The sequence below is a fragment of the Helicobacter pylori HUP-B14 genome, assembly GCF_000259235.1.
Classification (GTDB): domain Bacteria; phylum Campylobacterota; class Campylobacteria; order Campylobacterales; family Helicobacteraceae; genus Helicobacter; species Helicobacter pylori_CU.
Genome location: NC_017733.1, coordinates 81,709 through 105,719 on the forward strand (window position 1 = coordinate 81,709; position 24,011 = coordinate 105,719).

General features: G+C 38.7%; 21 protein-coding genes, 1 tRNA gene and 1 pseudogene. 7 read left to right on the top strand and 16 right to left on the bottom strand.

Annotated elements, in window-relative coordinates; all coding sequences use genetic code 11:
• Positions 1-86 precede the first annotated feature (86 nt).
• From rpsI to fabD, 8 genes are all read right to left on the bottom strand, one after another.
• Positions 87-476, bottom strand: coding sequence for a 30S ribosomal protein S9 (gene rpsI / locus HPB14_RS00420; protein ID WP_001227269.1), 390 nt, complete (start codon positions 474-476; stop codon positions 87-89).
• Entirely contained in the window at positions 473-898 is a 426-nt protein-coding gene (gene rplM / locus HPB14_RS00425) for a 50S ribosomal protein L13 (RefSeq protein ID WP_000167671.1), read from the bottom strand. Before rplM ends, rpsI begins: the two co-directional genes overlap by 4 nt.
• 353 nt (positions 899-1,251) lie before the next feature.
• On the bottom strand, positions 1,252-1,440 hold the full coding sequence (locus tag HPB14_RS00430; RefSeq protein WP_001178799.1) for a DUF5408 family protein: 189 nt from the start codon (positions 1,438-1,440) through the stop codon (positions 1,252-1,254).
• Between the two features lie 6 nt (positions 1,441-1,446).
• Positions 1,447-2,799: an FAD-dependent oxidoreductase gene (locus HPB14_RS00435; protein ID WP_000061414.1), complete on the bottom strand. Its 1,353-nt coding sequence runs from the start codon at positions 2,797-2,799 to the stop codon at positions 1,447-1,449.
• A gap of 53 nt (positions 2,800-2,852) precedes the next feature.
• Entirely contained in the window at positions 2,853-4,226 is a 1,374-nt protein-coding gene (locus HPB14_RS00440) for an SH3 domain-containing C40 family peptidase (protein ID WP_001268564.1), read from the bottom strand.
• 19 nt (positions 4,227-4,245) lie between these two features.
• Positions 4,246-6,288, bottom strand: coding sequence for an RNA polymerase sigma factor RpoD (gene rpoD / locus HPB14_RS00445; protein WP_000725858.1), 2,043 nt, complete (start codon positions 6,286-6,288; stop codon positions 4,246-4,248).
• 281 nt (positions 6,289-6,569) lie between these two features.
• Positions 6,570-7,265 carry a 5'-methylthioadenosine/adenosylhomocysteine nucleosidase gene (locus HPB14_RS00450; protein ID WP_000250176.1) on the bottom strand — a complete coding sequence of 232 codons (696 nt, stop codon included), beginning with the start codon at positions 7,263-7,265 and terminating at the stop codon, positions 6,570-6,572.
• Positions 7,266-7,275: 10 nt separating this feature from the next.
• The gene (fabD, locus tag HPB14_RS00455) at positions 7,276-8,205 is read right to left on the bottom strand and encodes an ACP S-malonyltransferase (RefSeq protein WP_001198977.1); all 930 of its coding nucleotides are present in this window, start codon (positions 8,203-8,205) and stop codon (positions 7,276-7,278) included.
• Positions 8,206-8,334: 129 nt separating this feature from the next.
• On the opposite strand from fabD, the gene HPB14_RS00460 reads away from it, so the two are divergent.
• From HPB14_RS00460 to HPB14_RS00470, 3 genes are all read left to right on the top strand, one after another.
• A tRNA-Ser gene (locus tag HPB14_RS00460) sits at positions 8,335-8,426 on the top strand.
• Between the two features lie 203 nt (positions 8,427-8,629).
• Positions 8,630-9,460 (top strand): type II restriction endonuclease, encoded by an 831-nt coding sequence (locus tag HPB14_RS00465; RefSeq protein ID WP_000788551.1) that lies wholly within the window; start codon positions 8,630-8,632, stop codon positions 9,458-9,460.
• Complete coding sequence (locus tag HPB14_RS00470; protein ID WP_000582303.1) at positions 9,457-10,290, top strand: DNA-methyltransferase; 834 nt, start codon at positions 9,457-9,459, stop codon at positions 10,288-10,290. Before HPB14_RS00465 ends, HPB14_RS00470 begins: the two co-directional genes overlap by 4 nt.
• An 18-nt stretch (positions 10,291-10,308) precedes the next feature.
• Here HPB14_RS00470 and futC1 read toward each other — a convergent pair whose 3' ends face one another.
• From futC1 to HPB14_RS00485, 3 genes and pseudogenes are all read right to left on the bottom strand, one after another.
• Complete coding sequence (gene futC1 / locus HPB14_RS00475) at positions 10,309-10,749, bottom strand: alpha-(1,2)-fucosyltransferase FutC1 (protein WP_041199423.1); 441 nt, start codon at positions 10,747-10,749, stop codon at positions 10,309-10,311.
• Positions 10,746-11,212, bottom strand: a pseudogene (locus HPB14_RS00480) (O-fucosyltransferase family protein). The gene futC1 and the pseudogene HPB14_RS00480 overlap by 4 nt, the downstream one beginning before the upstream one ends.
• Before the next feature lie 94 nt (positions 11,213-11,306).
• Positions 11,307-11,837, bottom strand: coding sequence for a hypothetical protein (locus HPB14_RS00485; protein WP_001125796.1), 531 nt, complete (start codon positions 11,835-11,837; stop codon positions 11,307-11,309).
• A gap of 72 nt (positions 11,838-11,909) precedes the next feature.
• On the opposite strand from HPB14_RS00485, the gene HPB14_RS00490 reads away from it, so the two are divergent.
• Positions 11,910-12,854 (top strand): D-2-hydroxyacid dehydrogenase, encoded by a 945-nt coding sequence (locus tag HPB14_RS00490; RefSeq protein ID WP_000846774.1) that lies wholly within the window; start codon positions 11,910-11,912, stop codon positions 12,852-12,854.
• A 150-nt stretch (positions 12,855-13,004) separates the two neighbouring features.
• Here HPB14_RS00490 and HPB14_RS00495 read toward each other — a convergent pair whose 3' ends face one another.
• The gene (locus HPB14_RS00495) at positions 13,005-13,718 is read right to left on the bottom strand and encodes a hypothetical protein (protein ID WP_014658403.1); all 714 of its coding nucleotides are present in this window, start codon (positions 13,716-13,718) and stop codon (positions 13,005-13,007) included.
• Positions 13,719-13,824: 106 nt separating this feature from the next.
• Positions 13,825-15,279: a threonine synthase gene (gene thrC / locus HPB14_RS00500; protein WP_001117304.1), complete on the bottom strand. Its 1,455-nt coding sequence runs from the start codon at positions 15,277-15,279 to the stop codon at positions 13,825-13,827.
• A gap of 200 nt (positions 15,280-15,479) precedes the next feature.
• Between thrC and tlpA the strand changes: the two genes are divergently transcribed.
• From tlpA to HPB14_RS00515, 3 genes are all read left to right on the top strand, one after another.
• On the top strand, positions 15,480-17,507 hold the full coding sequence (gene tlpA / locus HPB14_RS00505; RefSeq protein ID WP_000033607.1) for a methyl-accepting chemotaxis protein TlpA: 2,028 nt from the start codon (positions 15,480-15,482) through the stop codon (positions 17,505-17,507).
• The gene (locus HPB14_RS00510; RefSeq protein WP_000905213.1) at positions 17,507-18,613 is read left to right on the top strand and encodes an epoxyqueuosine reductase QueH; all 1,107 of its coding nucleotides are present in this window, start codon (positions 17,507-17,509) and stop codon (positions 18,611-18,613) included. Before tlpA ends, HPB14_RS00510 begins: the two co-directional genes overlap by 1 nt.
• 118 nt (positions 18,614-18,731) lie before the next feature.
• Positions 18,732-19,493 carry an outer membrane beta-barrel protein gene (locus tag HPB14_RS00515; RefSeq protein WP_000853694.1) on the top strand — a complete coding sequence of 254 codons (762 nt, stop codon included), beginning with the start codon at positions 18,732-18,734 and terminating at the stop codon, positions 19,491-19,493.
• Here the strand turns inward: HPB14_RS00515 and HPB14_RS00520 are convergent.
• From HPB14_RS00520 to HPB14_RS00530, 3 genes are all read right to left on the bottom strand, one after another.
• Positions 19,465-20,256 (bottom strand): glycosyltransferase family 2 protein, encoded by a 792-nt coding sequence (locus HPB14_RS00520; protein WP_000922030.1) that lies wholly within the window; start codon positions 20,254-20,256, stop codon positions 19,465-19,467. The two genes, HPB14_RS00515 and HPB14_RS00520, sit on opposite strands and share 29 nt — an antisense overlap.
• A 30-nt stretch (positions 20,257-20,286) precedes the next feature.
• Complete coding sequence (tlpB, locus tag HPB14_RS00525; protein ID WP_000970885.1) at positions 20,287-21,981, bottom strand: methyl-accepting chemotaxis protein TlpB; 1,695 nt, start codon at positions 21,979-21,981, stop codon at positions 20,287-20,289.
• A gap of 215 nt (positions 21,982-22,196) precedes the next feature.
• Complete coding sequence (locus tag HPB14_RS00530; RefSeq protein ID WP_001228613.1) at positions 22,197-23,942, bottom strand: bifunctional metallophosphatase/5'-nucleotidase; 1,746 nt, start codon at positions 23,940-23,942, stop codon at positions 22,197-22,199.
• Positions 23,943-24,011 lie beyond the last annotated feature (69 nt).

Consider the following 24,011-nt stretch of genomic DNA (forward strand, 5'->3'; position numbering starts at 1 on the left):
AACAAAAAAGCAAAAAATAAAAGAGAGCCAAAGCCCTCCAAAGCCCCCTAAAACTCCCCCAAAGGAGAGGCAAAAAGGAATAAAAATTACCTTTTAGAGAATTGCGGGCTTCTTCTGGCCTTTCTTTTACCATATTTTTTGCGTTCAACCACCCTTGAATCCCTAGTGAGCAAGCCCTTAGGTTTTAAAATGGCTCTAAAAGCAATATCATAAGCGTTCAAAGCTTTAGAAATGCCATGCCTTAAGGCTTCCGCTTGCGCTGAGTAGCCCCCACCAAAAACCACCGCTTTAATATCCACAGATTGTTCTTGTTTGGTTAAAAGTAAAGGTTGCATGACTTTCATTTTAATGGCTTCATGCCCGCCTAACCATTGATTCAAGCTCTGCTCATTGATGCTCAATTCGCCTTTACCCGGAGTGAGCCACACTTTAGCGATAGCGGTTTTTCTTTTACCGGTAGCATAGATTTTTCTCATTTAGCGTCCTTTTTGCTAGTTTGTGCGGTGTGAGGGTGCTTATCATCACGATAAACTTTGAGTTTTTTAATCATCGCTTTCCCTAATTTCGTTTTAGGGAGCATGCCCCTAACGGCTAAGTGGTAGAGCTTTTCAGGGGCTTTTTCTAGCATTTCTTGGAGAGTCTTGCTCTTAGTGCTACCAAAATAGCCTGAATGGGTAAAATACTCTTTATCCTCTAATTTCATGCCTGAAAATTTAACCTTATTGGCGTTGATAACCACCACAAAATCCCCACAATCCACATTAGGGGTGTAAAAAGGGCGGTGTTTGCCTCTTAAAAGCACAGCGATTTCAGTGATCAAGCGGCCAAAAACTTTGTCTTTAGCGTCCAAAACGACCCAATCACGAACGATGTCATTGACTTTAGCAGTCTTTGTCATAAGAATCCTTTGATAAAATTAAAGCACCCATTATAAGGAAATAAGCTTAAATATTGCTGAATTTAAGGAAAGTTTAAAGTTTAAAAATAAGGTTTTTTAAAAAAATTGTTTGATTGCTTTTGATTTTATGGTCAAACTCATTTCTTAAGTAAAACGCATTTTCTTAAAGGGATAGGGGGCATTTTGAAATAACTCTCCCCCTACAACCCCCAACTAAAAACCCCCTAACCCCAAAAGACTGCTTTTAAAGAGGCTATCACTTGCTTTTCGCAAGCTATTTTATTGCATTTATTTTAAAAAATGCCTTTGAGCATTTTTTAATTTTGTTACTCATACTTAATAAGCCAAAGTCTTTATTTTTGCTTTTGATTGAGCCTTTCTTCTATCTTTTTGATTTGTTGGCTCATTTTAGCGCTCGCGTTGATTTGATTGATGAGCATGTAAAGGTTTATCATCATCAAAAGCACCACCACAATCCCTAAAAAAAACACGATTTGAACGGCTTTTTTAGCGATTTCTCGGGCTTCTTGTTCGTTTTGCATGTGTTTTTAATTTTCCAATTCTTCTGGGGATAAATCTTTATAAAAGCGTTCTAATTCAAAGCTCTCGCCCAAATACGCAGCGATTTCTTGGGAATCCACAAGGGCGTTTTGCAAACAACTTGTCGCGCCTGGAGAGGGGGTCATGTTAAAAGTGATGCCTTTATGGGTGCAAATCTTTTTTTCGCCTAATTCCAGCTTTCGCTTGGTTCTGTCTAAAACTTGCGGGCGCACTTCACCAAAACCATGAGCGTATTCTAAATCTTCTAGGCTAAGAGAGGGGATGATTTTTTGAGCGTCTTTTAAAAATTTCCTTTTACCGATAATAGGCAATTCAAAAACCATGTTTTTAAACACATAATTACGGATTTCTTTATCGCTCATCAAATCAAATGCGATTTTAAACACATCTTTATTCAAATCCATTTTCAACAATTCCAAGCTAATACCCTTGAGCCAGCATTTGTTGCGCTCTAATTTAGGCATCGTTAAAGCGGTAGGCCCAATTCGTGTTTTTCCTTTAATGACGGCATCAGGGTCGCCATGCACGGCTGCAAAAGGGAGCTTGGGGTTTTGGACGGTATAAACCTTACCCCTTAATAAATCCGGCACAAAATAAAAGCTACCCGCCACAGGCAAGCACCCTAAATCCAAGCCATAGCCCATGCTCTGAGCCAAAGGCAAAGCGTAAGAGCCGGCATTGACCAGCACGAATTTAGCATACACTTCTTCAGCGTCTTCTGAAATTACGGCGTAAGTGTCGTTGCGTTTTTCAATCTTTTTCACTTTGAAATTCAAAAACACCTGGTTGTTAGGCTTTAATTTTAGAGCTTCTTCAACGAAGTTTTCACTCAACTTCGCAAAATTCATAGTGCTCCAATCTTTTTGATAACCATGCCCGATAATGTTTTCATGCCTGTCTATGCCATTAGCCCCTAAAATCACATTAGGCTCTAATTCTTTAATCTTTTGCTTGTCAAATTCTTCTAACCCCACAAAGATTTCTTTAAAGGATTCGTAGCGCTTTTTCATGAACTCGCATTCTTCATCGCCCACGCCTATAGCCATTTTCTGGGTTTCAAAAATCACTTCATTTTGCAAGCCTTTATTGAGCGCGTATTGTCTGGTTTTATAAGCGCTCAAACGCACTTTTTTAGCTTTTTCAGGAGTGTAATTCGTTTCAATAGAGCCATCATGAATGGTTTGAGAATTAGCTTTAGCGCTGGAGCTGATTTGAGCTAATTTAGAGCATTTTTCCACGATAGCCACGCGTTTTAAAGAGCTGTATTCGCTCAAAGTATAAAAGGTCGCACACCCTGAAACCCCACCTCCAATAATAACAGCATCAAATTCCATACTCATTGTCTTTCTCCAAATGTTTTAAATTGATAAATCGTAATCATAGTATAAGAAAATCAATTCGCATTCAAAGGGCTTGAAGTTTTATTGACAAAATCTTTCAAATCGCTCATTCCAAGCACCCTGTCAATCAATAATTTCTTTTTAGAAAACGCCCCATTGTGTTCTTCGGCTAACCATAATGAAGTGATCACCACGCCCCCTATTTTATGGCTCAAGGTTTTAAAATGCTTTTGGGTTTGCACCGACCAAATGCTGTGAGCGACTATCGCTTGATGGTTGTGTGTGCCTAAATAGAGCATGATATGCCCTTTTAAATAGATGAGCGTTCCAAAAGGAGTGGCGTTTTTAAGGATGTAATCTTCTTTTTCTTTAGCTTTCATGGAGCTTAAATCCACATAATTGTTCGCGTAACGGCTTTGCGCGTAGGAATTTCTGGGGAGCAAAATACCAAAATTAGCAAAACTATCTCTGGTGAAAGCCGAGCAATCCCTATTACCTAATAGTCCACCCCAGCCGTATTTTTGCCCTAGCATGGTGTCTATAAAATACGCCATGTTCTCGCTGTTAAAAGCCTTAGGGAAAACAAAAAAATCCTTTTCATCTAAGATCACGCTTTGTAAATCTGCATAACCCTTAGCGTCTCTCAAAAAACCATAGGCTTTTAATTCCTTTTTTTGGGGTTTTTGAGGTGTTTTTTGACTTTGGGGGATGAGAGCGAACAATTCTCCTACTCTGGCGTTGGTGTAAAAATCCCCATAGTCTGTATAAAGGGGGATTTTATCTTTTATAGGCATGACATAATTTTTAAGATGGGTTAAAAGCTCTATGTCTTTATCGTGCATGTAGGCTAAATCGCTAACTTTGATCCAGCCATAAACAAAACTGCTTTGAATGTGGGCGTAAGTTTTATCTGTATTAAAATGTGTGATCAAAACCGGCGTGCCTTGAAAAATCAGCGAATTTTGATACCTGTCAAAGGGATAGCCTTTTGGAGAAAGATAATAAGGTTTGTTAGTAGGCACAGCCCTTACATCGCTATCTCGCACCACCACAGCCTTAATCTTATCGCTCGGGTAATGCTCAATATCCATGCTTTTAATAAGCTCATTATTGAAAGCTTTTGCGTTGGGTTTTAGATCTTCGCCATAACCGGTGGATTTATTCATCTCTTTGAGAATCCAAAACACTTCTTTTTTATTGCTTTTGACTTTCGCATCTAGCCATGGGGAATACCACGCTTTGAGGTAGCTCTCTTTTAGATTTTCTCTTAACGCTTGGGGGTCAATGCTTTGGTCATTATGACTGCCATTTTGAGAGCTTGCAAGATAGCTTGAAGCCTCTTGGGGCAAGGATAAATCTTTGAGCGTGAAATCCTTTTTCATGCAACCCACAAACAAAAACAAGAAAACTACAAGAAAATAACGCATGCTTTAGAGAACCTTAACATCAAATGCGCAAATAGTTTCTCAAAATGCGCCCGTATTGCGGACTTCTCAATTTTTTGATCGCAGAGCTTTCAATCTGGCGCACCCTTTCTCTCGTAACATTCAATTCCTTGCCGATTTCTTCTAAAGTTCGATCGCTTTCATCGTCTAAAAGCCCAAAACGCATGCGGATCACCGCTTTTTCTCGCTCATTCAACTGATCCAAAACGCTTTCAATTTGTGCTTTTAAATCTTCTCGCATGATGTGATCGATAGAGCTGACGATATTTTTATCTTCCACGAAATCCCCAAATTTGCCGTCATCATCATTGCCGACTGGAGTTTCCAAACTGATAGGCTCTTTAGTCACCTTAATCACATTCTTCACTTTATCTAACGAAAGCCCCACTTCTTCAGCCACCACTTCTAAATCAGGCTCTTTGCCGGTTTCTTGAATGTGTTTACGCATGACTTTATTGATGCGATTAATCGTGTCAATCATGTGAATGGGGATGCGGATAGTGCGGGCTTGATCGGCTATGGCTCTGCTGATAGCTTGTTTGATCCACCAGGTCGCATAGGTAGAAAACTTGAAGCCCTTTTCATGTTCAAACTTATCCACCGCTTTCATCAAGCCGATATTACCCTCTTGAATCAAATCCAAGAAGGGTAAGCCTCTACTTGTGAATCGTTTAGCGATACTCACTACCAACCTTAAATTGGATTTAGCCATTTTGTTTTTAGCGCGATCGGAAATCAATTTCCCTCTTTTGATTTGCTCTAAAATTTCTTTTAGCTTGTTAGGGGCTAAATCAAAGCCTTCTTCACTCGCTTCTTTAGTCAAAAAAAGCTTTTTAAGATCCATATACACGCTCACCATGGTCGCTTCTGGCACTTGAGCGATAATATCTTCTTTAGTCATGTTAGTGATATTAGCAAGGATTTTTTTATGGTTTGCGATGAGAGTGTCATTGAATAAGGGCAATTTGTATTCCAAGCGTTTCAACTCTTTTTCAAACCCATCGCCGCTTTTTAAAGTGGTTTCCATCGTTTTGACTAATTCATTAATCAGTTTGCTGGTAGGCTCTAAATCATAGAGTCTGTCTTTGAGCGTTTGGCGTTTGTAAGCTAGGGTCAATAAACGCACCAATTCATCTTCTTTTTCATCTATAGGGGCTTCAAGAGCTTTAAGCCATTCTTTTTTAGCCTTGTCTAGGGCTTTAAAGCTTTCTTGAACCTTTTCTACGCGCTTCTTGTCTTTTTCAGAAACGACTTTTTTCCTTTCTTCGTTTTCTTCATCTTCTTCGCTGTCGTCATCTTTTTTAGAATCGCTCACGCTATTTTCATCGTCATCATCAAAGCTCCTGAAAAGCTCTTTAACCCTTCTTTCACGATTGATTAAAGCATCTTTATACGCATAAATAAAATCAATCAAATACGGCACCGAGCAAATCGCGTCTAAAATAATGTCTTCGCCCAAGCGGATTTGCTTGCTCAATTCAATCTCTTCATCTTTGCTTAAAAGTTTTATATCCCCCATCTCACGCAAATACATGCGCACCGGGCTATCGCTCCTGCTCCACTCTAAAAAATCCTTTTCTTTCAAAAAATCATAGCCATCTTCTAATTCTTCATCTAAAACTTTTTGCTTTTCTTCGGTGTTTTTAATCTTGTCAATCGCATTGAGTTTTTTAGCGTATTCTGAAGAGCTGACCAATTTCTTTTGGTATTTTTGGCACAATTCTTTGATTTTTTTGACTTGGGCTAGAGTGGGGACTTTCGTGCTGATTTGAATGATAGACTCATAAGAAACGCAATCGCTTAAGGAATTAGCGAACAATTCTTCTAACGCTTCATTAAAACTAAGCTTTTTAACAGGAACAAGTTCTTTCGCTTTAGCTTCTTTGATTTTGCTCTCTTTGGTTTTATTTTCTTTAATTTTGCTCTCTTTGGCTTTATTGTTTTCCTTAGTTTTATTTTCTTGTGCGACTTCTTGTGTGGCTTCTGCTTTGGCTTCCTGTTTAGCTCTTTTGGGGGCTTTTTCTTCGTTAGCTTTCTTTTTCATTGGACACTCCATAAAGTAAGAACCCATGCTTTCAATCAAAAGCTAGATCCATAAGATAAGATACACCTAATCCTCTACTATTTTACTAAAAAATAGCTTAAATTCTAATTATATTATTGGAATTTGGTTTTATTTCACCGAATATTGATCGCAAAACCATCAAAAAGCGTAACGCTAATCAAGCGATAGCCTTTAAAAAATGAGTTTAAAATAAAATTTAAAACCCCCATTTTTTAAAAAATAGGGTTTTTTTAATTGTTTGCGTTTAATAAAAACGAACCTTAAAGCTTATCCACCATGCTTTTTAAGAATTTCGCTGAAGTTTGAGCGCTTTTTTCTAAAAACGCATCAAAGCTCATGTTAGCTTCCTCATCAGCGTTATCGCTAATGCTCCTTAAAACACAGCATGGCACGCCAAATTTTTGGCACACAAACGCCACGCTCGCTCCCTCCATTTCCACCGCGCTCGCTTTAAACTCGCTAACTAAAAATTCTTTCCTCTCTTTGCTATGCACAAACTGATCGCCTGATGCGATGACGCCTTCTTTGAGCGCAATATGCTGCTCATTAGCGACTTTTTTAGCTAAAGCGTTCAAACTTCCGCTCGTTTCAATAAAAATCGTGCTTTCGGGGATAAACCCTAAAGGGTGATCAAACGCACTCAAATCCACATCATGCTGGACTAATTGGTTGGCCACTAACAAATCATTGATTTTTAAATCTTTAATTAAGCTTCCAGCCACCCCGCTAAAAAGCACCTTTTGAACGCCAAACGCTAAAATCATGCTTGTTGTGGTTAGAGTGGAATGCACCTTGCCAATCTTGCTATAAGCGACAATGATTTCCTTATTATGATAAACGCCTTTGTGGAAAACATTCCCTCCCAAAGGAATCTCTTCAAAACCCACGCCAAACAATTCTAAAATAGGGGTTATTTCTTCTCTCATCGCCCCTAAAATGCCAATTTTTTGCACCATTTTCTCCCCATCACACGTATTCTTCTAAAAATTCAATGGCTTCATCAAGCCCTTTATTATCCCCCACGCTTATGGTGGGCTTGTTGCTCAATCGCTTGTTAAGCCCCTTTAACACACTCCCACAGCCTAATTCAAAAAAGACATCCACTCGGTCGTTATTAGATTTCACGCAGTCTTGATAACGCACCGGCTGAGTGAGTTGCAAGCTCAATAGTTCAACGGCTTTTGCTTTGTTATGATACGCTTCGTTAGTCGCATTGGAGATGATTTCAAAATGGAATTTATCTTTCAGGCTTTTTTCTAGCAATTCCTGGAATTTAAAAATCATAGGCTCTAAAAAAGGGCAATGGCTCGCCACGCTCATTTCTAAAAAAACCACTCTTTTAGCCCCCATTTCCTTTAAAGTCGGCTCTAGGGCTTTCAAATCGTCTTTAATCCCGGCTAAAACCACTTGCATGCCACCATTGAAATTCGCGCACCACACGTTTTTGGTTCTTTGACACAGACTTAAAAGGCTTTCTTCAGAAACGCCCAAAACGACCATCATGGACGCGTCTTTATTCGCGCACGCTTCTTGCATCATTTTGCCTCTTTGGTGCGTGAGTTTAAGGGCTTTTTCAAAATTTAACGCCCCACTCAAAGACACCGCGCTCACTTCACCGAGCGAATGCCCTAAAGCAAAAACGGGTTTTAACCCCCCATTTGCTTGTTTGTTGAGCAACTGGTAAGCGATATAGCTCACTAAATAAATGGCAGGCTGGGTGTAAGCGCTCTCTTTTAAAAGCTCGTTTTCTTCAAAAAGCGTTTTTTTCATATCCACTTTAAGCGCGTTAGAAGCCCTTTCAAACAATTCTTTGGCTAGGGCGTGGCTCTCATAGAATGATTTTCCCATTCCTATACATTGCGAGCCTTGCCCTGGAAATAATAGCGCGTATTGCATGGTGTTATCCTTTAAGTTTTATTAATCCATAATTTGAGATTGTAATATAAAAGCCCTTAGTTTTGTTTAGAAACCATTAAAGTTTAAGGTTTATTTTAACTTATTTTTACTATAATTCTACTTTTTGAAGGACAGGTGGGTGAGTTGGCTGAAACCACATCCCTGCTAAGGATGCGTAGCCGTCAAGGTTACCGAGGGTTCGAATCCCTCCCTGTCCGCCAGCCTTTTTGCCTTTAAAAACTTTTTGTTTAGAATGTATTAACGAGACACCATAGTTTCTAAGCATTCCTTTTACGACACTCCTTTTACAGATTTTACAAATACAATATTAGGTTGGGTGAAGAGAGACACCCAGCCTAAACCCTATAAGGGTTGTAAAACGCAAAAAATATATATTGAATAAAAACATTAAAACGGAGTAAAAATGAAAAACCATCTGCCCTTTGATACTTTTTTAAAAAACCTTAAGACAAGCAATCGAACTTTAGATTTTTTCACCGATTGGCAAAAGTGTCTCAAAAATAAAAATGAAATAAGTATCGCTTTAAACCACTTGAATTTTTTACTTGGAAAAGATACAAAAGAGCTTAAAAATTGCATTAAAACACTTTTTAAAGAATATTCAAAAGCTTTTAATGTTTTAAATATTCTCATTGCTGTGAGAGATAAAGATGATATAGTGCGTGATGCTAATGGTAATTTTTATCGCCTACATTCTTATTTTGAAAATGATGAAAAAGTCTATGAGTTTATTCGTCAAACGGGGTTGGAGCAAATTTTTTGCAACAGAAACATTAAAGATTTAAATGATTTTGTTTTTGGTATAGAAGTGGGGCTTGATAGCAATGCAAGAAAAAATCGCAGCGGAAAGGCTATGGAAAATCATCTTAGCGGTCTTTTTGTCCAAGCCCAATTAAATTTTAAAAAACAAGTAGATATTAGAGAATTTAAGGATTTATGCCAAGCTTTTGGAAATGATATTAAAAAATTTGATTTTGTTATTTTTAGCAAAAATAAAACTTATTTTATAGAGGCTAATTTTTATACCATTAGTGGGAGCAAGCTTAATGAAGTCGCAAGATCCTATCAAGACTTAGCTTTAAAATTTGAAGCATTCCCCAATTACGAATTTATTTGGATAACTGATGGCACAGGTTGGCTAGATGCTAAAAGCAAACTCCAAGAAGCTTACAAATCTGTAGAAATCTATAACTTAAGCTATGTGAATGATTTTATATCAAAGGTGCAAGAATGATAATCGCGCATTCTAATGAAATCGCACACCCCATTTTTAAAAGCACAGACGAGCTTTTCACCCTTTATCAAGGGGATTGTAATGAGGTTTTGCTCCAATTTGAAAATGCTTTTGATTTGATTTTTGCCGATCCGCCTTATTTCCTTTCTAATGACGGCTTAAGTATACAGAGCGGTAAGATTGTGAGCGTCAATAAAGGCGATTGGGATAAAGAAAATGGGATTAACGATATTGATGAGTTTAATTACCAGTGGATCAACAACGCCAAAAAGGCTTTAAAAAATACAGGGAGTCTTTTAATCAGCGGGACTTACCACAACCTTTTTTCTTTGGGGCGTATTTTACAAAAATTGGATTTTAAGATTTTAAACCTCATCACCTGGCAAAAAACCAACCCTCCTCCCAATTTCAGCTGCCGTTATTTGACGCATTCGGCTGAGCAAATCATTTGGGCGAGGAAAAGCTACAAGCACAAGCATGTTTTTAACTATGAGATTTTAAAAAAGATCAATAACGATAAACAAATGCGCGATGTGTGGAATTTCCCAGCGATCGCTCCTTGGGAAAAAGCAAATGGCAAGCACCCCACTCAAAAACCTCTCGCGCTGTTGGTGCGCTTGCTTTTAATGGCGAGCGATGAAAATTCCCTCATTGGCGATCCTTTTAGCGGGAGCTCTACCACAGGCATTGCGGCTAATCTTTTGAAAAGGGAATTTATCGGCATAGAAAAAGAAAGCGGATTTATCAAAATATCCATGGACAGAAAAATAGAATTAGACGCTCGCTATAAAGAAATCCGATCTAAAATCAAAGATTTAAACCACCAGTAAGCCCTTTTTTAAGCCGCTTTAAGCGTTATACTTTTGGGATTTTACCTCAAAATGGGATTCTATTTTCACCCATTCCTTACAAAGGATATTTTCATGCCCAAAAAGCCAGTGTTTGGGGCCAATAATGATTTTTTCTGGATTGTTTATCAAATAGGCCGCCCACCAGCTATAAGTGCTGTTAGCGATAATGCCATGCTTGCAAGATTGCATGAGCAACATATCCCAATACGCCTCTTCTTCTTTATCCCTAGTGGTCATGTCCATAAAAGGGTAGCCAAGATCAAGGTTTTGCGTGAATTCTAAGTCTTCGCAAAACACAAAAAGCTCCATGCTTGGCACGCGCTTTGCCATATACTCAAGCGCCTTTTTTTGATAATCAATACCAAGCTGACAGCCAATCCCCACATAATCCCCTCTTCTTATATGCACAAACACGCTGTTTTTAGCGGTTAAAATCAAAGAAAGCTTGCACTGATATTCTTCCTCTTTTTTTTTATTAGTTTTATTATTTTCGGGGGGGGGGGGTAGGGGTGAAGGTTTGCTTGATTAAAGGGGATATAGCATCAAAATATCGTGGATCTTGGAAATAGCCAAAAAAATAAGTCAAGCGGCTTGGCTTTAACAATTTAGGCTCGTATTCAAAAACGATTTCTTGACTCACCCTGTCAAATCCCATGCATTTGAGCGCCTCTCTTACTAGCTTGGGGAGGTGTTGCATTTTAGCGATAGCGATTTCTTTTTCACTCGCATAGGGCAAATCAATAGGGAAAAGCTCTAATTGCATTTTCCTATTGCTCCAATCAAAAGAAGTAATATCCAATAGCACGGGCGTATTAGAGTGTTTTTGCAAACTTTTAGCGAAAGCGTACTGGAACATTTGATTCCCAAGCCCCCCACAAATTTGCACCACCTTAAAAGCCATTCAATCCCTTTGTTTTTCAAATAAAACGCCTATTTTAGCCAACTTTAAAGCCCTTTTTCAATAAAAGCCTAAAAAGTGGGGTAACGCTTTCAAATCATTTGAATTTTTTATTTGAAAAAGACGCGTATGAGGGTTCTAGTAAGCGTTCTTGGTATTCTAAAAGAATCCTGTCTTCGCTATTGAGCGAGTAGGCTTCATCGTATTTGCGCTTGATGATGCCTTTTAAAATGGTGTGCTGGACCTGGTATTTATCTTCTTTAAGCATTTCATCGACTAAAGCGTAAAGCTGGATGTCTTGAATGAGTAAATCTGAAATTTTAACGCTCTCTTTATCAAACAATTCTTCATTAGCGCAATATTCATTCACTAAAATAAGCACTCGGTTATACACGTCCGATGCGATTTTAGCGTTTAGGGTTTTATAAATGTAATCTTTGATTTTTTTGAGCTGCTCTTCTAAATCTTCACTGGCCTTGCTCGCTAAGGCTAAAATGCTTAAGATTTGAACTAGAGTCATCATTTTATGGCTTAAAGAGCGGGTGTGCCATTTAATGAGAAAACGCATGAAATAAGACATTTTGACAGAAAGACTACAGGGGAGGGTGTTTTTCTTAGGTTTTGGCATGCTTAGTTTCTTTTAAAAAAGGATTTTGTGGTTTAATTATATAACTTTAAAACTAATTCTAGGAGTATAGAGATGAAAACATTCAAAAAAGGCGTAATCTTAGACGCTAAAAGCGTGGGGTTAAAAGCGCTAGAAGTTTTAAAAGAAGTGGCGGATTTTGATTTTTATGAGGTTACTCTGCCCAATCAAGTGGTTGAACGTTGCAAAGACGCTGAAATAATGGTATTGAATAAAGTCGTTATCACTCAAGAGGTTTTAAGCCAATTGCCTAAACTCAAACTCATTTGCATCACCGCTACAGGCACGGATAATGTAGATATAAAAAGCGCGAAAGCTTTAGGCATAGAAGTCAAAAATGTGAGCGCTTATTCTACAGAATCCGTAGCCCAGCACACTTTAGCGTGCGCGTTGTCTTTGTTGGGGAGAATCAATGATTACGATCGTTACTGCAAAAGCGGAGAATATAGTCAAAGCGATATTTTTACGCACATTAGCGATATAAAAATGGGGCTTATTAAAGGGGGTCAATGGGGGGTTATTGGTTTAGGCGCAATCGGTAAAAGAGTCGCCAAACTCGCTCAAGCTTTCGGGGCAAAGGTGGTGTATTATTCCCCTAAAGATAAAAAAGAAGAGTATGAGCGCTTGAGTTTAGAAGAATTGCTTAAAACAAGCGATATTATCAGCATTCATGCCCCCTTAAATGAAAGCACGCGCGATTTAATCGCTCTCAAAGAATTGCAAAGCCTAAAAGATGGGGCGATTTTAATCAATGTGGGGCGTGGGGGCATTGTGAATGAAAAGGATTTGGCTTTAACTTTAGAAACCAAAGATTTGTATTACGCGAGCGATGTGTTTGTGAAAGAGCCTTTTGAAAAAGATCATGCGTTTTTGAACCCAAAGATCCAAAATAAATTGCTTTTAACCCCCCATATCGCATGGGCGTATAGCGACAGCTTGAAAACCTTGGTAGAAAAAACCAAAGAAAATATCCGGGACTTTTTAGCTTCTCAAAAATAAACGCAAAAAAAGGGGGGGGTTGTTGGGATTTTTCCCTTTTTACCATAAAATAAAATCTAAAAAATGGAGTAGGGTTTAATCGTTTTTAACCAAATCAAGAAAAAGCCTTTAGGTGGATTGACCCCCAAAGGCTTTTATTAAAGAGAACGATTACATCTTAGAAATATCAATTTTAAAGGTGTGGATTTCATCTTCTAAAAAGACTTTAACCACCACCACGCCCGGGGTTTTAAGGTTTTTGGTATCCACTACCACAAACCCTCCCCTAGCCTTACCTTCAACATTAAGGGTATTGTTTTTAAGGTAATTGATCGCTAGGATTTTTAAAGCTTGGCGGCTTTCTTGCATGACTTCTTGCTCTTCTACATCATCCATCATCATCATGCCAAAGCCTGGCCCATACATGCCCATTCCCCCATACATCATGCCGTTATAAGCTAAAAAACTCCCTTGCCCGTAATAAAACATAGGCGGGGTGATCATATTGATATTATCAATAGGAGCGGTCGGCACGCTGATATTAAAACTTTGTAAAATACCCTCAAAATCAAAACTGGATTTCATCACCTGTCTCAAGCTTAAGACCGGTAAATTCGTTTGGTTGATAGACACCGAAATGGCTTTACGGCTAAACACCACAGGATTTCCCTCTATAACTTGCGCCGCTACATACAGCACTAAGGGGGATTCATTCAAACCTTTCAATTTGCTTTGAGCGATTTCTAGCTGGACTTTAGATTTGGCTTGCGTGGAAGTCATCACTTGAATCCCATTATTATAAGATGTAACATGTTCAGGCGTGATCTTATAGCTCGCACAAGCGCTCATCAGTAAGGCTATCGCTACTAAAACGATTCTTTTCATCAAAATCCCTTTCATTCAAAGTTTAATCTTCGTTTAGAATTTCCTTATTATAGTGTAGTTTGACTTAAAATTGAGATTTTATTAGGAATAAGGGCTTAAAAAAGATTTAATGTAGGCTTTCTAACCACAAAAGAATAGAAGATTTGATCTCATTGAGTTTTAAAACTTCTTGGTGCTTGATCCCTCTTTCAAATAAATCATCAAGGCGCTGGCTATCTGGGGTATTGTAGCTGTTTTTAAGCGTTTCTAGGGCGGTTTTATCGTCTTTTTTTTGCTCATTCAGGGCTAAAAGGGTGGTGCTAGGGAATTTTTCATAAGAAGCGGTGGCGGAAACAAGGGTTTTTTCGTGGGTTTTCAAGCTGGCGTTTAAAGCGGTGGCGGTGTGGGGGTCAATCAGGTATTGGTGCTCTGCATAAACTTCTTGAATGGTTTTCAAACAGGCTTCATCTGAGCAGCTCGCACAAGAAAAATGCTCCTGTAAAAGGGCTAATTCTTTAGGCTTTAAGGCGTAAAATTTCTCTTCTTCTAAAGCTTGCATCAATTCTAGCGTGCGTTCAAACCCAAAAAGGCTAAAAAGCGCCCTTTCCACGTTAGAGCTTTTTAAAATATCCATAGCCGGCGAGTAAGTTTGCTTTAAAGAGCGGTGGGTTAAATCGTAACGGCCTGTCTCTATAAACTCCCTTAAAACATCATTGCTGTTGGTTACGACCTTGATTTTAGCGATATTCAAGCCCATTTTTTGAGCGTAAAACGCCCCTAAAGCGTTCCCAAAATTACCGCTGGGTATGGCTAGGGTGATTTTTTCTTTAGAATTGATCGCGCCTTTTTTATACAATTCTAAAAAGCCCCAAATATGATAGACGATTTGAAAAGCGATGCGCCCAAAATTCACGGAATTAGCCACGCTTAATTTCAATTGGTGCGTTTTTAGGGCTTCGTTAAAATCATCGTCTTTTAAAAGGTTTTTGAGCGCGTTTTGCGCATCATCAAAATCCCCACTCACCCCAAAGACCTTTAAATTGCTAGCGCTTTGGGTAACCATTTGGAGTTTTTGGACTAAACTTGTGCCGTCTTTGGGGTATAAACACACCACAAAAACATTAGGCATGCCCGCCAGACTTTCTAAAGTCGCAGGGCCGGTATCCCCGCTTGTAGAAACGAGCATTAAATACTTTTCATTTTTCCCTACCGCTAGGTTAGAAAACAAGCTCGCTAAAGGCTGTAACGCCATGTCTTTAAACGCCAAACTAGGCCCATGGTAGAGCTCTTGGACAAAAAGCCTTTCATTGAGCGCAAAAATAGGGGCTGGGTTTTTAGGGTTATCAAAATTTTCATAGCGTTTTAAAGCGTCTGTCAATAAACCCTTAGGAATCTCTAAACCCAACCGCTCAAACACGCATTCTACCAGCTCGTTATAGCTCAGATTCAAACAATCTTGCCATTCTAGCGTTTCAAAACGCTCTAAAGTGTAAAGCCCGCCTTTGGGGGCGTTGGGGTTTAATATTGCTTCAATAAAATCAATCTTTTTTTCTTTCAAAGAGCGCGTGGGGACAAAAGGCATGATAATTCCTTTTTATATTTGGATAATTTCAAGTCGTAGCATACCCTAAAAGAGCGAATGCAACCTTAAAATGGTTTTTAATGAGAATGATTGATCGCCTTTTAATCCAGTTTAATTTTGGATTTATGCTTATAATACTACAATGCGGTTTAAAATTTTGTCGCAAATGGGCAAAAAATTCATCATAGTAAGGTTGTGTTTTGTCTAAAGGTTTGAGTATCGGTAATAAAATCATATTGTGGGTGGCGTTGATTGTGATCGTGTGCGTGAGCATTTTAGGGGTGTCCTTGAACAGCAGGGTGAAAGAGATTTTAAAAGAAAACACCTTGCGTTCTATGCAAGATAGTTTGCATTTTAAGGTTAAGGAAGTGCAAGGGGTTTTGGAAAACACCTATACGAGCATGGGCATTGTCAAAGAAATGCTCCCTAAAGACACCAAAAGAGAAATCAAAATCCAATTGTTAAAAAACTTCATTTTAGCCAATTCGCATGTCGCTGGGGTGAGCATGTTTTTTAAAAACAGAGAAGATTTAAGATTAACGCTTTTAAGGGATAACAATACGATTAAGCTAGTGGAAAACCCGTCATTAGGGAATAACCCTTTAGCGCAAAAAGCGATGAAAAATAAAGAAATTTCTAAAAGCTTGCCTTATTATAGGAAAATGCCTAATGGGGCGGAAGTTTATGGGGTTGATATTCTTTTACCTTTATTGAATGAGAACGCTCAAGAGGTTGTAGGGGCTTTGATGGTTTTTATTTCCATTGACAGCTTCAGTAATGAAATCACTAAAAACAGGAGCGATTTATTTTTAATTGGCGTTAAAGGTAAAGTGCTTTTGAGCGCGAATAAGAGTTTGCAAGACAAATCTATCGCCGAAATTTATAAGAGCGTGCCTAAAACCACTAATGAAGTGATGGCTATTTTAGAAAACGGCTCTAAAGCGACTTTAGAATACTTGGATCCCTTCAGCCATAAGGAAAATTTCTTAGCCGTTGAAACCTTTAAAATGCTAGGCAAAACAGAAAGTAAAGACAATCTTAATTGGATGATCGCTTTAATCATTGAAAAAGACAAGGTCTATGAGCAAGTGGGATCGGTGCGTTTTGTGGTAATTATAGCGAGCGCGATCATGGTGTTAGCCTTGATTATAGCGATCACCCTCTTAATGCGAGCGATTGTAAGCAGTCGTTTGGAAGTCGTTTCTAGCACCTTGTCTCATTTCTTTAAATTATTGAACAATCAAGCCCATTCCAGCGATATTAAATTGATTGAAGCGAAATCCAATGACGAATTAGGGCGCATGCAAACAGCGATCAATAAAAATATCTTGCAAACCCAAAAAACCATGCAAGAAGACAGGCAAGCCGTCCAAGACACCATTAAAGTGGTTTCAGACGTGAAAGCAGGGAATTTTGCGGTGCGCATCACGGCTGATCCCGCAAGCCCTGATTTGAAAGAATTGAGAGACGCGCTAAACGGGATCATGGATTATTTGCAAGAAAGCGTAGGGACTCACATGCCAAGCATTTTCAAAATCTTTGAAAGCTATTCTGGTTTGGATTTTAGAGGCCGGATCCAAAACGCTTCGGGTAGGGTGGAATTGGTTACTAACGCTTTAGGGCAAGAAATCCAAAAAATGCTAGAAACTTCATCTAATTTTGCCAAAGATTTAGCGAACGATAGTGCGAATTTAAAGGAATGCGTGCAAAATTTAGAAAAGGCTTCAAACTCCCAACACAAAAGCTTGATGGAAACTTCCAAAACGATAGAAAATATCACCACTTCCATTCAAGGCGTGAGCTCTCAAAGTGAAGCCATGATTGAACAAGGGCAAGACATTAAAAGCATTGTAGAAATCATTAGAGACATCGCTGATCAAACGAATTTATTAGCCCTAAATGCTGCTATTGAAGCCGCAAGGGCCGGCGAGCATGGCAGAGGCTTTGCGGTGGTGGCTGATGAAGTTAGGAAGCTCGCTGAAAGGACGCAAAAATCGCTCAGCGAAATTGAAGCCAATATCAATATTTTAGTTCAAAGCATTTCAGACACGAGCGAGAGCATTAAAAACCAGGTTAAAGAAGTAGAAGAGATCAACGCTTCTATTGAAGCCTTAAGATCGGTTACTGAGGGCAATCTAAAAATCGCTAGCGATTCTTTAGAAATCAGTCAAGAAATTGACAAAGTCTCTAACGATATTTTAGAAGATGTGAATAAAAAGCAGTTTTAATGCTCATTCATATTTGTTGCTCAGTGGATAACCTTTATTTTTTAAAAAAGGCTAAAGAGGCTTTTGCGGGTGAAAAAATTGTAGGGTTTTTTTATAACCCCAATATCCACCCTTATAGCGAATACTTGTTGCGTTTAGAAGACGTGAAACGCACTTGCGAGATGCTAGGAATTGAATTGCTTGAAGGCGATTATGAATTAGAAAAATTTTTAGATAAAGCTAAGGGTAAGGAATTGTTAGGGGAAAAAAGCGAGCGCTGTTTTGAGTGCTTTGACTTACGCTTAGAAGCGAGCGCGTTGAAAGCCTTTGAATTAGGGGAAGAAAAATTCACCACCACCTTACTCACAAGCCCTAAAAAAGACCCTAACCAGCTCATCGCTAAGGGGCAACACATCGCGCAAAGGCACAATTTGGAATTTGTTGTGTTTAGAAACGATAATTTTGAACATTTTAAGAGCGAGTTGGATTTAAACTTGCAAGCTTTAGCGAGAGAAAACGAGCTTTATCGGCAAAATTATTGCGGTTGTCAATTCGCTTTAAAAATCCAAAAAGAATCCCAAAATAGAAGCCCCTTTGAGCTTTACTCGCCTTTAAAACGCCAGATTTTACCCGCAAGCGTTGAAGAAAGAACGCAAGTTTTTAGAGCGTTGGAAGCGGCTAAAAAGAATGGCAATAAGCCTTTTTTAGCCCAAAAAACGATCGCAACTTACCGCTTATTGAATGGGGGCGTGTGGCTTTCTAAAAATTCAAACCCTTTGAATTGTTGCATTTTAGCGCGCTCTAAAAGTAAGGCTAAAGTTAGGATCAACGATTTAAGGTGGGTTTTTTCTCAGCGTTTGAGCGCGCTAGTGGGTTATAGCCAAAGAGATGAAACCTTGTTTTTAACTTTAGAAGGCCTTAACACCCTTATGGCAAAAAACTACGATACTTTAAAAGAGTTAAACCTTAACCCCTTAAATTATGAAGAAGAGTTGTCTTTAAGGGCGTTAGTGAGCGGGAGCGAGAGCGTTAACCCTATTATCGTGCTAGAAGAACGCATAGAAAAAACCCTTTTTGTAGAAATTAAAAGTATTTTTCAAGAAGAAAAGGTGTTTTATTTGCTGTAAGCTAAATTTTAAAATATAGCGTTGTGTGTGAGTGGGGATTATAGCAAAAACATGCAAGTAATTTAAAGTTAATTTAAGATAATTAGGCACAATAGCCGTAAAAAGTTTAAGGCTGTATTTGAAAACTCTATTTAGTGTTTATCTCTTTTTATTGTTGAATCCACTCTTTTTAGAAGCTAAAGAAATCACTTGGTCTCAATTCTTGGAAAATTTTAAAAACAAGAATGAAGACGACAAACCTAAACCCCTAATTATTGAAAAAAACAATGAAAAACAGAAAATCCTAGACAAAAACCAACAAATCTTAAAAAGGGCTTTGGAAAAAAGCCTTAAATTTTTCTTTATTTTTGGATACAACTATTCGCAAGCCACTTTTTCAACTTCTAACCAAACCTTGACTCTTGTAGCTAATAGCATAGGGTTTAACACCGCTACGGGCTTGGAGCATTTTTTAAGAAACCACCCTAAAGTCGGTTTTAGAATCTTTAGCGTCTATAACTATTTCCATTCTGTTTCGCTCTCTCAGCCCCAAATCCTAATGGTGCAAAATTACGGAGGCGCGTTAGATTTTTCTTGGATTTTTGTAGATAAAAATATTTATCGTTTTAGGAGTTATTTAGGGATTGCTTTAGAACAAGGGGTGTTGTTAGTGGATACGATTAAACCAAGTGCTATCACAACGATTATCCCAAGAACCAAAAAAACCTTTTTCCAAGCCCCTTTGCGTTTTGGTTTTATCGTGGATTTTATCGGCTATTTGTCCCTGCAATTAGGGATTGAAATGCCCTTAGTGAGGAATGTTTTTTACACCTACAATAACCATCAAGAAAGATTCAAACCACGATTTAACGCTAATCTTTCTTTAATCGTTTCGTTTTAGTCCCCCCTTTCCCCCTTTTCAATAAGCCCATGATTTTCCTAGGGTATTTTAAAAGCATGGAAAAAACATTCGCTTGAATGCCGTTTTCTTGGCATGCTCTCAAATTTTCTTTATTCCTTAATAAAAGGCTTTTAAACCCGCTTGCGCTAACCCCACCGGTGCGCATCACCACTAACACTTCTTTCAAATAAGAAAAGCTTATTTTTTGCACCACAAACAAGCGGATGATCATCTCAAAATCCGCTGAAATCTTATAATCGGTTTTGTATAAGCCGTAGCGTTCATAAATGGCTTTTTTGACAAAAAGTGTGGGGTGCGCTGGCACTACGCCATAAAGCAAGGTTTTAGGGCTAAACTCCCCGCTCTCATAATAGCGCACCACTTTTTCTAAACAATCAGGTTTGACAAACACCAGATCCGCATACACGCTATCGCAATTTTTGTTTTCAAACTCATGCACCACTTTTTCTATTACAAACTCATCAGCATAAAAATCATCGCTATTCAATAAAGCGATAATATCCCCACTAGAACGCTTTATGCCCTTATTCATAGCGTCATAAATGCCCTTATCTTTTTCGCTCACCACACAAGCGATTTTGTCTCTATATTTTTGAATGATTTCTAAAGTGCTATCCGCACTAGATCCGTCTATAATGATGTATTCAATGTTTTTATAAGTTTGATGAAGCACGGAAAGAATGGTGTCTTCAATGGTCTTTTCGCTATTAAAACACGCCGTGATCACAGAAACTTTTAACAATTCAACCCTTTTTTAATAAACTCCCCCTAATTAAGTTTTAAATAAGTTCACTTGTTTGTCTAAATTCATGGTCGTTCCACTCACATGCGTAGCGATATTTAAAATATCTGAAGAATCCGCTAAAGTTTTAGAAGCCACTTTTTCCACATCTGCAAAATCGCTTACCATAGCTTCAATTTGGTGTCCGGATTTGGCGTAATCGTCCATGCTTTGATTGCTGTCTCGCACGACTGAGCTTAAATTAGAACTCATTTTTTCGTAAGTTTCTTGCACGCTTTTACTCATATCGCTCAAGCGCTCCATTTTTTGCGAATTGAGATTCATTTGCGAACTCACATCATTGATTTCTTGGACAATCACCATGATAGTGGAATTGATTTCAGCTAAAGATTTTTGAGTGCGCCCGGCTAAATTCCTAACTTCATCAGCCACCACCGCAAAGCCTCTGCCATGCTCGCCGGCCCTTGCGGCTTCAATAGCAGCGTTTAGGGCTAAAAGATTCGTCTGATCGGCAATATCATTGATAATATCCAAAATGGATTTGACATCATCAGCGTTACGGCTTAGCTGCTCCACTTTGCTAGAGAGCTCCTCTTCAGTGTGTGCGCTCTCTATGATTTGAGAAAATAAATCCCCAATCGCATCCTTGCTCTCTTTGACAAGCCCTTGCGTTTCAATCAAGCGCTTCCTTAACCCTTGAGACTGCTCTATGGAAGTATTCATCATGTTCGCTACATCCGTGGCTTTATTTTTTACGGAATTTAGGGTGGTTGATGAATTTTTCATGCTCTTTTGGGTTTCTTGCACGATTTGGACTAATTTATCCATTGAAGTTTTATTGGAAGTGGAAATGCCTTTAATCTCTTCCATAATCAAGCGGGCGTTTTCCACAAACAAATTGATCCCACGACCCACTTGTGAGATTTCATCGTTGCGATCACCCACATCAATTTTGGCTCTCAAATCCTTATCCCCATGGCTAAAAGCGTTGATTTTAAGGACCAGTTCATCAATGCGTTTCACGATCCTTAATTTAGCGTATATGAGCGTCAAAACCACTAACGCTATCGTCGCTGTCAGTATCCAAAGGAATAATTTCGTGGTGTTTTCATTAAAAACCTTATTCACGCCTTCTTTAATCGCTTTATTTTCGGTGTTAATGTCAGTGTAATAAGAAGTCGCTGCGATCACCATTTGAGACACCTCGTCATAATGCGAGTAGGCGAATTTTTTCTCCGGCACGCCTCCATCGTATTTAGGCATTTTATAATAAGTGTAGCCTCCCCCTTTTTTAGCCGCTTCCAAATACCCCCTAACGTAATACACCCCATCAACGCTCTGAGCGTCAAGCCCTGATTGGCCTACGGTTTTAGGATTGACCGGATCAAACAGCACTACCCCGTTTTTATCCACCACCACCAAAATCATGCCCTTATCGTCGTTGATGCGTTTGAAATAATCTAGCGCCATTTTTCTTGCAGTGACATTGTCAAAATTTTTGTAATACTCATGAATGCCCTGTTCAAGAATTTTTGTCATGTAAGCGAGCGTTTTTTCACGCTTTTTGTATTGCCCGGTTTCTAAATGCTCCATGAGTTGCGCTAACACATCTTTTTGTATAACCTTTACAAAACCAATAAAAAGCCCCCCTAAACCCAAAAGAGCGGCTAGCACGACAAACATAATACGAGTCCCTAGCGAAGCAAATACTGAAGCAAACATCATTTATCTCCTATCAATCATTTTTAAGTCAAACCCTAATTTGAGAGTTCAGCCTCCAAATGCACCCCCCCCCCCCCCGAAAAATGAGTGGCGCAAAACAAGATTAAAAATCCGGTTGTTTGAAAACCGCTGAAAAAAGCGAAAAGCCAACAATCTAGGATTATAGAACATTCCTTTTTAAGTTAGGCTTAAAGAATAAATAATAAAAATAAAAAATCTTATTCAACTTCACTTTCCTTAATGGATTTGACATTCAAAGTCCTCCCGTCTTTTGAAGTGGGGATTTTGATGCTCCCCTCTTTTAATTTTTCTGCCAGTTTTTCCAACAACGGGTTTTTGAAATCGTAGTGGATGATTTCCCAATTACCCTCCAATTCAGGGGTTACCTTCCCACCTTTTTCTTCCGTGATGTATTTGACAATCAAATCCCGTATTTGCCCGTTATCTTGCAATGCATCGTAAGAATCATAATACCTATCAGCGTCTGTAACCAGCTTTAAAGTCGTGGATAATGTCCCGAATCGGTAATTGTTGATCGCTAATTTATACACCGCTTTAGGGTTAATGGGTTTGTTGTTGATTGTCGGATTAATAATTCTTTGTCCGGCGGGTTTTGTAACATCAACCTGGTATTTCACGCCAGAAAACATGTCAAAGTTATAGCCGCGAATGTTTTCATTAAAACTGATCGTCAAATCTCCTGGTTGCAACTGGTTGTAAAATCGGTATGACCATTCCATGTATTTCAACAGGTTTTCACCCGTGATATGCACTCCAATGAGCGTGTTAGCGAACTTGTAAATATAGGCGACATCTTTTCTTTTGAAAGGCCCTTTTTTCAAATTCGCCCCAAAATTGAATAAGGCTGCCGCTGAAACATCGGCTTTTGCGTAATATTTTTGCACTTTATTAATCAATTCTATCACCGGTGTTTCTTGCAAGGCGGCGGTGGGCATCGTGGTGATTTTTTCTTCTCCTGTGATAAAATCAGGCCTGTCAATAAAGGTTTTTGTAACTTCGCCAACCACTTCATTAGCGTATTCTTTTGATTTTTTATCCACATATTCGTATTTTTTCGCTAATTCTTCATCTTCTGGCACGCCTTTTGTGGGTAAATTTTCAGTCGTTATGGTTTTTTTCTTCGTTTTAGTGTCAAATACCACCACGCCTTTTGCCAAATAAGCCCCATACGCTCCAGGCTCAATGGTATGTACTTTTCCCACTTTAGTGTTATAAACCGCATGCTCATGCCCGGCAAAAATGATGTCAAATTGCGGGAATTTTTTCGCCAAATCCGGTATCCCATCGCCACCTTTCTCATCTTCTTGCCCCAAATGAAAAGCACCAATCAAAATATCATACTTCCCTTTTAACTCTTTCAAGGTCTTTTTTAACGCTTCTTCAGCGTCCAAAAATTTCAATCCTGCAAAATGTTCAGGCGTAGAAGCCTCCCAAGTTGGGATGTGCGGCACCAAAAACCCCACAACCGCCACCCTCACGCCATCAATTTTTTTAATCATATAAGGCTTCACAAACGGCTTATTGTCCGCAATTTTGATAATATTTGCATTCACGACATCGCCATTAAACCCCTTAATATTTTTTTCTAAAAAATCTTTACTGAAATTAAACTCATGATTGCCAAGCACACGAACATCAAATTTCAAATCGTTTTCAGCTAAAACTAGCGGGTGAATAGGCTCATCATTAAACAACTCCGCGCTATTACCCTGCAACAAATCCCCGCTGTCAATCAAAACCACATTTTTATTCTCAGCCCTTTGCTTTTTGATTAAAGTCGCAATCCTTGTCAAGCCGTTATTGGGTTTTTGTTCCCCCACCGCATAATCATACGAAAAAAGCCGCCCATGAATGTCTGAAGTTTCTAAAAACACGATTTTGACTTCTTTTGCAGATATTGAAAGTGTTAGCGTTAAAAAGATGACTAAAATTAACTTTCTCATTGAAATCCTTCCATAAAACAGAGATTCATAACGATAATTTTTACATAATATTAACGCTGATGCGATGAT

Excerpts from the sequence above, each read along its gene's own strand:
- thrC (WP_001117304.1), bottom strand. The coding sequence starts at position 15,279 with ATGCCTTTTGTCCCCACGCGCTCTTTGAAAGAAAAAAAGATTGATTTT.
- HPB14_RS00530 (WP_001228613.1), bottom strand. The coding sequence starts at position 23,942 with ATGAGAAAGTTAATTTTAGTCATCTTTTTAACGCTAACACTTTCAATA.
- HPB14_RS00465 (WP_000788551.1), top strand. The coding sequence starts at position 8,630 with ATGAAAAACCATCTGCCCTTTGATACTTTTTTAAAAAACCTTAAGACA.
- HPB14_RS00495 (WP_014658403.1), bottom strand. The coding sequence starts at position 13,718 with ATGAAAAGAATCGTTTTAGTAGCGATAGCCTTACTGATGAGCGCTTGT.
- HPB14_RS00450 (WP_000250176.1), bottom strand. The coding sequence starts at position 7,265 with ATGGTGCAAAAAATTGGCATTTTAGGGGCGATGAGAGAAGAAATAACC.
- tlpB (WP_000970885.1), bottom strand. The coding sequence starts at position 21,981 with ATGATGTTTGCTTCAGTATTTGCTTCGCTAGGGACTCGTATTATGTTT.
- rplM (WP_000167671.1), bottom strand. The coding sequence starts at position 898 with ATGACAAAGACTGCTAAAGTCAATGACATCGTTCGTGATTGGGTCGTT.
- HPB14_RS00510 (WP_000905213.1), top strand. The coding sequence starts at position 17,507 with ATGCTCATTCATATTTGTTGCTCAGTGGATAACCTTTATTTTTTAAAA.
- rpsI (WP_001227269.1), bottom strand. The coding sequence starts at position 476 with ATGAGAAAAATCTATGCTACCGGTAAAAGAAAAACCGCTATCGCTAAA.
- HPB14_RS00470 (WP_000582303.1), top strand. The coding sequence starts at position 9,457 with ATGATAATCGCGCATTCTAATGAAATCGCACACCCCATTTTTAAAAGC.
- HPB14_RS00490 (WP_000846774.1), top strand. The coding sequence starts at position 11,910 with ATGAAAACATTCAAAAAAGGCGTAATCTTAGACGCTAAAAGCGTGGGG.
- HPB14_RS00485 (WP_001125796.1), bottom strand. The coding sequence starts at position 11,837 with ATGCCAAAACCTAAGAAAAACACCCTCCCCTGTAGTCTTTCTGTCAAA.
- HPB14_RS00430 (WP_001178799.1), bottom strand. The coding sequence starts at position 1,440 with ATGCAAAACGAACAAGAAGCCCGAGAAATCGCTAAAAAAGCCGTTCAA.
- fabD (WP_001198977.1), bottom strand. The coding sequence starts at position 8,205 with ATGCAATACGCGCTATTATTTCCAGGGCAAGGCTCGCAATGTATAGGA.
- rpoD (WP_000725858.1), bottom strand. The coding sequence starts at position 6,288 with ATGAAAAAGAAAGCTAACGAAGAAAAAGCCCCCAAAAGAGCTAAACAG.
- HPB14_RS00440 (WP_001268564.1), bottom strand. The coding sequence starts at position 4,226 with ATGCGTTATTTTCTTGTAGTTTTCTTGTTTTTGTTTGTGGGTTGCATG.
- HPB14_RS00435 (WP_000061414.1), bottom strand. The coding sequence starts at position 2,799 with ATGAGTATGGAATTTGATGCTGTTATTATTGGAGGTGGGGTTTCAGGG.